Below are 6157 nucleotides of genomic sequence, written 5' to 3' on the forward strand. Positions count from 1 at the left end.
TTGAGCGTTCGTTCGGCTCGGCGCATGAGCGGCTTCGTTGAGCGTTCGTTCGGCTCGGCGCATGAGCGGCTTCGTTGAGCGTTCGTTCGGCTCGGCGCATGAGCGGCTTCGTTGAGCGTTCGTTCGGCCCGGCGCATGAGCGGCTTCGTCGAGCGTTCGTTCGGCCCGGCGCATGAGCGGCTTCGTCGAGCGTTCGTTCGGCCCGGCGCATGAGCGGCTTCGTCGAGCGTTCGTTCGGCCCGGCGCATGAGCGGCTTCGTTGAGCGTTCGTTCGGCCCGATGCAGTGGCCGACGTAGTGATCGATGAATGCCGCGAGCACGGGTGCCGGACGTGCCGTCACCAGGTCGGTGGTCGGCTCCATATCGGCCACGCTATGCCGCGCCTCAGCTGCCGTGAACTGAACTCACCGAGGGCGCGTCCGACGCGACGGCGATCAGTTCGCGACATTGACGTGCTTGTGGATCGCCGTTTCGTCGGCGGCCAGGTCGAGCAGGCAGGTGGCCAGGTCGTCGCGGGTGATGCGGATGCCGAACAATACGTTGCGCTCGACCGCGGTGCGGTAGGAGCCTTTGGCCGGATTGTCGGTGAGTTGTGGCGCGCGGACGATTGTCCAGTCGAGCGCCGAATCGCGGACTGCCTGCTCGGCCGCGGCCATATCCGCCAGGCTGTGCCGCAGGAGCGGATGCAGGATGAGTGGTTTCACCACGAAGCGGGTGAACCAGTCATCGCCCTGCCCTGCGGCTCCGGCGCTGTTGCTGATCAGGACCAGTCGCTTGGCGCCCGCGGTTTCCATCGCCTTGGTGATGGACAGTGCGGCGTCGGTGCAGACCGAAGTGGGTCCACTCTCCCTCGACCCGATGACATCGAGCACGGCATCCGCATCGCGCAGCGACCGGATGAGGTCGGCCGGATTCATCACGTCGGCCTTGATCACGCGTAGCGCGGAATGGTCCCGCATCGTGTGTGCGCCGCGCACCACCGCGGTGACCTCGTGTCCGGCCGTCAGTGCCTGCCGAACGAGGTGGGCACCCGTCTTGCCGGTTGCTCCGAAAATTGTGAGTCGCATGTCGGCCCTCCTGGTTGGTGAGTGTTTACTAACCTAGAATGGGTGAGTACTTACCAACCTGTCAACCAGGAGTTCGGTATGGGAACACGCGATCGAATCCTCGACGCGGCGGCGGAGATCATGCGCGACCGCGGTGTGGTCCAAGCCACGACGAAGGAGATCGCCAAGGCCGCCGGGTATTCCGAGGCGGCGCTGTACAAGCACTTCAGCGATAAGGAGGACATCATCCTCAACGTCCTCCGGCATCGGATGCCCAGTCCGGCGGACGCACGGCCCCGGCCAGGGGCGTCCAGCGTGGAGGACAATCTCGCGGCCATGGCCCGCGACGCGCTGAGCTTTTACCAGCAGTCGCTCCCGTTGCTCGGTGGCCTGCTCGCGCAGCCGCAACGTATGGCCGCCCACCGTGATTCGATGCGCCACCATGGGGCGGGACCCGGTCACGCCATCGCGGGTATCGCCGACTATCTGCGTGCGGAGCGTGAACTCGGCCGCATCGCTGCCGACGCCGACGTGACCGCGGCGGCGTCCTTGCTCGACGGGACCTGCTTCCATCAAGCGTTTCTGCGGTACTACCAGTCCGGTCCGGACGCCACACCGGCATCGGATGAACTCGCTCGCAGGCTGGCGAGGACTCTGGTTCGTGGTCTCGACCCGTGTGCCGGCGGCGCTTCGAGCTGACGCGGTGCGGTCAGTGCTGCCCACTACGCGGGAAGGGTCCATGTCGGAGCCGGGCAACGGTGAGATCGAGCACTTCGGCACGTAATAGGGTGTGGCTGCGCGCTGTGAACCGGTTACCGTTGCGCCTTCTAACGATTTCTGGAGGTGCGATGCGGCGGGTGCAATACGAGCGCAGCGGTGGTCCCGAAGTGCTCGAGCTCGTCTCGGTCGAGGTGCCTACACCCGGACCAGGGGAACTCCTGGTTCGCGTCGAGGCGATCGGGGTGACCCTCCCGGTCGTGCGGAAGGTGCGCGAGCAGCGCGAGCCGATCGCGTTGGGTGGCGAGATCGCGGGCGAAGTGGTCGCCGTCGGCGAGGGCGTCGACGGGTACGCGCCCGGATATCGGGTCACCGGCTTGGTGTTCGGGCACGGCTACGCCGACTACGCGCTGCTTTCGGCGGCCATGGCCTCGCCGATACCCGACGGAGCCTCGGCAGTCGACGCTGTCGCGCTGGTGCGTAGCGGCCTGGTCGCGCTGGGTGCGCTCGACGCCGCGTCCCCCACGGAGGGGGAGTCGGCGCTCATCACAGCCGCCGCGAGCGGAGTCGGACACCTCGCGGTCCAGTTGGCGCGGGTGCGCGGCACGGCGCGGGTAGTCGGTGCGGTGTCGAATCTCGCCAAGGCGGAGTTCGTGCAGAACCTCGGCGCCGACGAAGTGGTCGAGTACAGCCAGGAGTCCTGGGGCACGCCTGTCGACTACGTGTTGGATGCCGTCGGCGGTGACCTGCTCACGCCGTCGATCGCGGCCTTGGCTCCCGGTGGACGTCTGGTCGCCTACAGCTCCGGCGGTGGAACCATCCAGGCATACGACCTGCTCGTCGGCGCCAAATCGGTGATCGGCTTCCAGATGGCCCGCATCGCCCGGGGACGGCCCGCGGTGTACGACCAATGGCGTCAGGAGCTGTGGCAGTACTTCGCGTCCGGCCAGTTGCGTCCTGCCGTGCACGCGGAGTTCGCGTTGGAAGATGCAGCGGAGGCACACGCTGTTATCGAGGGGCGGGGCAACCTCGGCAAAGTTGTCCTGATCCCCGGATGACGTCGTTTCGTCGACGACTCGGGCGGGGCTCCGACGGGCGCGGTGGTTCGGTTCGGTGGGGCCGCGGGTTGTACCGCGGGTGTCGGGTTGATGCGGCGATCCTTCCCGTCGGTACGGCGATCGCCTGGGGCGGGCGCGGTGCGCAGGATTGGTACTGCGGTCGCTTCGCATCAGCAGACGACCGCTTCGGACGGGCGCAGGGTAGAGCAGTCCGTGTGCCGCGTAGACTCTGTTCCTCGTGAGTCTCACCCTCGGAATCGTCGGCCTGCCCAACGTCGGAAAGTCGACGCTGTTCAACGCGTTGACCAAGAATGACGTGCTTGCCGCGAACTACCCGTTCGCGACGATCGAGCCGAACGTCGGCGTGGTCCCGCTGCCAGATCCGCGGCTGAACCAGCTGTCCGAGATCTTCGGTTCGGAGCGCATCGTGCCCGCCACCGTGTCGTTCGTCGATATCGCCGGCATTGTGAAGGGTGCCTCCGAGGGCGCGGGCCTGGGCAACAAATTCCTTGCCAACATTCGTGAGGCCGACGCCATCTGCCAGGTGGTGCGTGTCTTCGCCGATGATGACGTGGTACACGTGGACGGCCGTGTCGACCCGGACGCCGACATCGAGGTGATCGAGACCGAGCTCATCCTCGCCGACCTGCAGACCCTGGAGAAGGCGGTCGTGCGGCTGGAGAAGGAAGCGAAGGTCAAGAAGGAACGCAAGCCGGTCGCCGAGGCTGCCAAGGTGGCGCAGGAGATCCTCAACAACGGCACCACCTTGTTCGCCGCGAGCGACAAGGTGGACACCGAACTGCTGAAAGAACTTTCGCTGCTCACCACCAAGCCCTTCCTCTACGTCTTCAACGCCGATGAGTCGGTCCTCACCGATGAGGCGAAGGTGGCGCAGCTGAAAGCTTCTGTGGCTCCAGCTGATTCGGTGTTCCTCGATGCGAAGGTGGAAGCCGAACTGCTCGAGTTGGATGAGGAGTCGGCAATCGAACTGCTCGAATCCATCGGCCAAACCGAGCCCGGACTGCACGCCCTTGCTCGTGCGGGTTTCCACACCCTGGGCCTGCAGACCTACCTCACCGCGGGCCCGAAAGAATCGCGCGCGTGGACCATTCACCAGGGCGACACCGCGCCGAAGGCTGCTGGGGTCATCCATACGGACTTCGAACGCGGGTTCATCAAGGCCGAAGTCGTGGCATTCGACGATTTGGTCGCAGCCGGGTCCATGGCTGCTGCCAAGGCTGCGGGCAAGGTCCGGATGGAAGGGAAGGACTACGTGATGTCCGACGGCGACGTCGTGGAGTTCCGCTTCAACGTCTAGCGGGCGGCTTCATCACGCGTAGGCTCTGACCCGGACGGATGTCGTCGGTCGGACTCGCCGCTGGTAGAGATACTGCTGAGCCTCCACTCAGGAGTTCTGGGGGGCTCAGTTGTTTCGCCGGACAACAGCGCCGTTTCGAACCGCGCGCTATGCGGCAAGACAGGACGTTGGTGCGCAGACGTTGCTCCGATCCACCGAGCATGATCGGCTGGTAAGCCGATGCCTGGCTTCGGTCGTGAATTCTGGCATCGGGCGCGTCTACACCGGTGTTGATGAAGCTGTCCGGGCATACGTTGGTTCGCAGCCTCGCGAAGTACGCGCGGGTGTCCGATGAAGGTCTCCTGGACTTCCAGGCCGACACCGATCCCGCCGCGCGTCGCCATCGCCAGTGGTCGGGCGAATAGTCTGTGGCCGGGCCAGGAACATGATGCGTATTGAGACATCTATCCCGTTGTGCGAAGCGGCATTTCATGTCCTGCCCTCATGGAGTTGGCCCGCTGCCGACGCTGTGACCTGGGGTGGGCCGTCCTCGATGGCAGAACGAGCGTGTACTTCACCGGTGCAGGTGGTCCGTTCGACTTTCCCGTTGTGCGAAGCGGCATTTTATGTCCTCTCCGGCGGGCCAATAGCGTCGGATTCATGGATTGGAATTCTCAGTCGGCGGAAGAACTCGCGGCCGCCTTGCATGCTGGTGCGGTGACATCGGTGGAACTGACCGATGAGGCGATCGCCCGTATCGAGCGGGACGACAAGGCGATCAACGCGATCTGTGTACCGGATTTCGACCGCGCGCGGGCCGCCGCGCGCGATGCCGACCAGGCGCGCGCCCGTGGCGAGGACTGGCCGCTGCTCGGCATTCCGGTGACGGTCAAGGAGTCCTACAACATCGCCGGGCTGCCCACGACCTGGGGCATGCCGATGCACCGGGACTATGTGCCGGCCGAGGACGCGGTACAGGTGTCACGGCTGAAGGCCGCCGGCGCGGTCGTGCTCGGGAAGACCAATGTGCCGTTGGGGCTGCAAGATATCCAGAGCTTCAATGAGATCTACGGCACCACCAACAACCCGTGGGATCACGCTCGCACGTCGGGCGGGTCCTCCGGCGGATCAGCGGCGGCATTGGCGTGCGGATTCGGCGCGCTGTCCATCGGCTCCGACCTCGCCGGTTCGCTACGCACCCCCGCGCATTTCTGCGGTATCTACGCACACAAGCCCACGCTCGGTCTGGCGGCGACCCGTGGCATGGTCGCGCCGCCCGCGCCGGCACTGCCGACCGATCTCGACCTTGCCGTCGTCGGTCCGATGGCGCGCACCGCCCGCGACCTCACACTCCTGCTCGATGTGATGGCCTTACCTGATCCGCTCACGCACGGCGTCGCGTACGACGCGAGCCTGCCGCCCGCGCGCCATGAGCGGCTCGGCGACTTCCGTGTCCTGGTCCTCGACGAGCATCCGCTCATTCCCACCGGGCCCGCGGTGCAGGCGGGCGTGAACCGGGTGGCCGAGGCGCTTGTCGACGGCGGCGCCCGCGTCGCACGGCACAGTCCGCTGCTGCCCGATCTGACCGACGCCGCGACGCTCTACATGCAGTTTTTGTTTTCGGGCTCCGTTGCACGTTTTCCCGTCGATGGGTACGAGCAGCTGCRGACCCRCGCCGCCGSMCTGARCGCRGACGACCRGAGTCTCGATGCGGCGCGGCTGCGCGSCATGGTGYTCAGYCACCGCGACTGGRTSGARGCGAACAACCGTCGCGARCTCCACCGCCACGGCTGGCGGCAGCTCTTCGCCGAGTTCGATGCCGTGGTGTGYCCGATCACGCCCACTCCCGCSTTCCCGCACAACCACAACCCCGATGTGCTGGAACGCCGGATCGACATCGACGGCGTCGAATACCCGTACTTCGACCAGCTCGTCTGGGCCGGTCTGGCCACCATGCCCGGCCTGCCCGCCACCGCGATACCTACTGGCCGCTCCCCCGAGGGTCTGCCGGTGGGAGTGCAGCTCATCGGTCCGATGTT

7 protein-coding genes are annotated in these 6157 nt (G+C 66.1%); 5 read left to right on the plus strand and 2 right to left on the minus strand.

The annotated features are described in order from the left end of the window. Both AB4Z47_RS30235 and AB4Z47_RS30240 read right to left on the minus strand, forming a co-directional pair. The coding region (locus tag AB4Z47_RS30235; protein ID WP_441956057.1) for a hypothetical protein at window positions 1-362 on the minus strand (362 nt) is incomplete at its 3' end. 72 nt (window positions 363-434) lie between these two features. Next, a complete protein-coding gene (locus AB4Z47_RS30240) occupies window positions 435-1067 on the minus strand; it encodes an NAD(P)-dependent oxidoreductase (protein ID WP_441956059.1) in 633 nt (210 codons plus the stop codon). A 42-nt stretch (window positions 1068-1109) separates the two neighbouring features. On the opposite strand from AB4Z47_RS30240, the gene AB4Z47_RS30245 reads away from it, so the two are divergent. The 5 genes from AB4Z47_RS30245 to AB4Z47_RS30265 form a co-directional block, all read left to right on the plus strand. Then, entirely contained in the window at window positions 1110-1745 is a 636-nt protein-coding gene (locus AB4Z47_RS30245; protein ID WP_441956061.1) for a TetR/AcrR family transcriptional regulator, read from the plus strand. 149 nt (window positions 1746-1894) lie between these two features. Then, the gene (locus tag AB4Z47_RS30250) at window positions 1895-2821 is read left to right on the plus strand and encodes a quinone oxidoreductase family protein (RefSeq protein ID WP_441956063.1); all 927 of its coding nucleotides are present in this window, start codon (window positions 1895-1897) and stop codon (window positions 2819-2821) included. Window positions 2822-3059: 238 nt separating this feature from the next. After that, the gene (gene ychF / locus AB4Z47_RS30255) at window positions 3060-4139 is read left to right on the plus strand and encodes a redox-regulated ATPase YchF (protein ID WP_441956065.1); all 1080 of its coding nucleotides are present in this window, start codon (window positions 3060-3062) and stop codon (window positions 4137-4139) included. A 272-nt stretch (window positions 4140-4411) separates the two neighbouring features. Then, a complete protein-coding gene (locus AB4Z47_RS30260) occupies window positions 4412-4543 on the plus strand; it encodes a hypothetical protein (RefSeq protein WP_441956067.1) in 132 nt (43 codons plus the stop codon). A gap of 235 nt (window positions 4544-4778) precedes the next feature. Next, window positions 4779-6157 (plus strand): amidase (locus AB4Z47_RS30265; protein WP_441956069.1); only part of this gene is annotated, 1379 nt, incomplete at its 3' end.

This window comes from Nocardia sp. 2TAF39, assembly GCF_052114905.1.
In the GTDB taxonomy this organism is placed as follows: domain Bacteria; phylum Actinomycetota; class Actinomycetes; order Mycobacteriales; family Mycobacteriaceae; genus Nocardia.

Bases quoted from the DNA above. Each gene is read 5' to 3' on its own strand.
- AB4Z47_RS30260 (WP_441956067.1), top strand. From the start codon at position 4,412: ATGAAGCTGTCCGGGCATACGTTGGTTCGCAGCCTCGCGAAGTACGCG.
- AB4Z47_RS30240 (WP_441956059.1), bottom strand. From the start codon at position 1,067: ATGCGACTCACAATTTTCGGAGCAACCGGCAAGACGGGTGCCCACCTC.
- AB4Z47_RS30250 (WP_441956063.1), top strand. From the start codon at position 1,895: ATGCGGCGGGTGCAATACGAGCGCAGCGGTGGTCCCGAAGTGCTCGAG.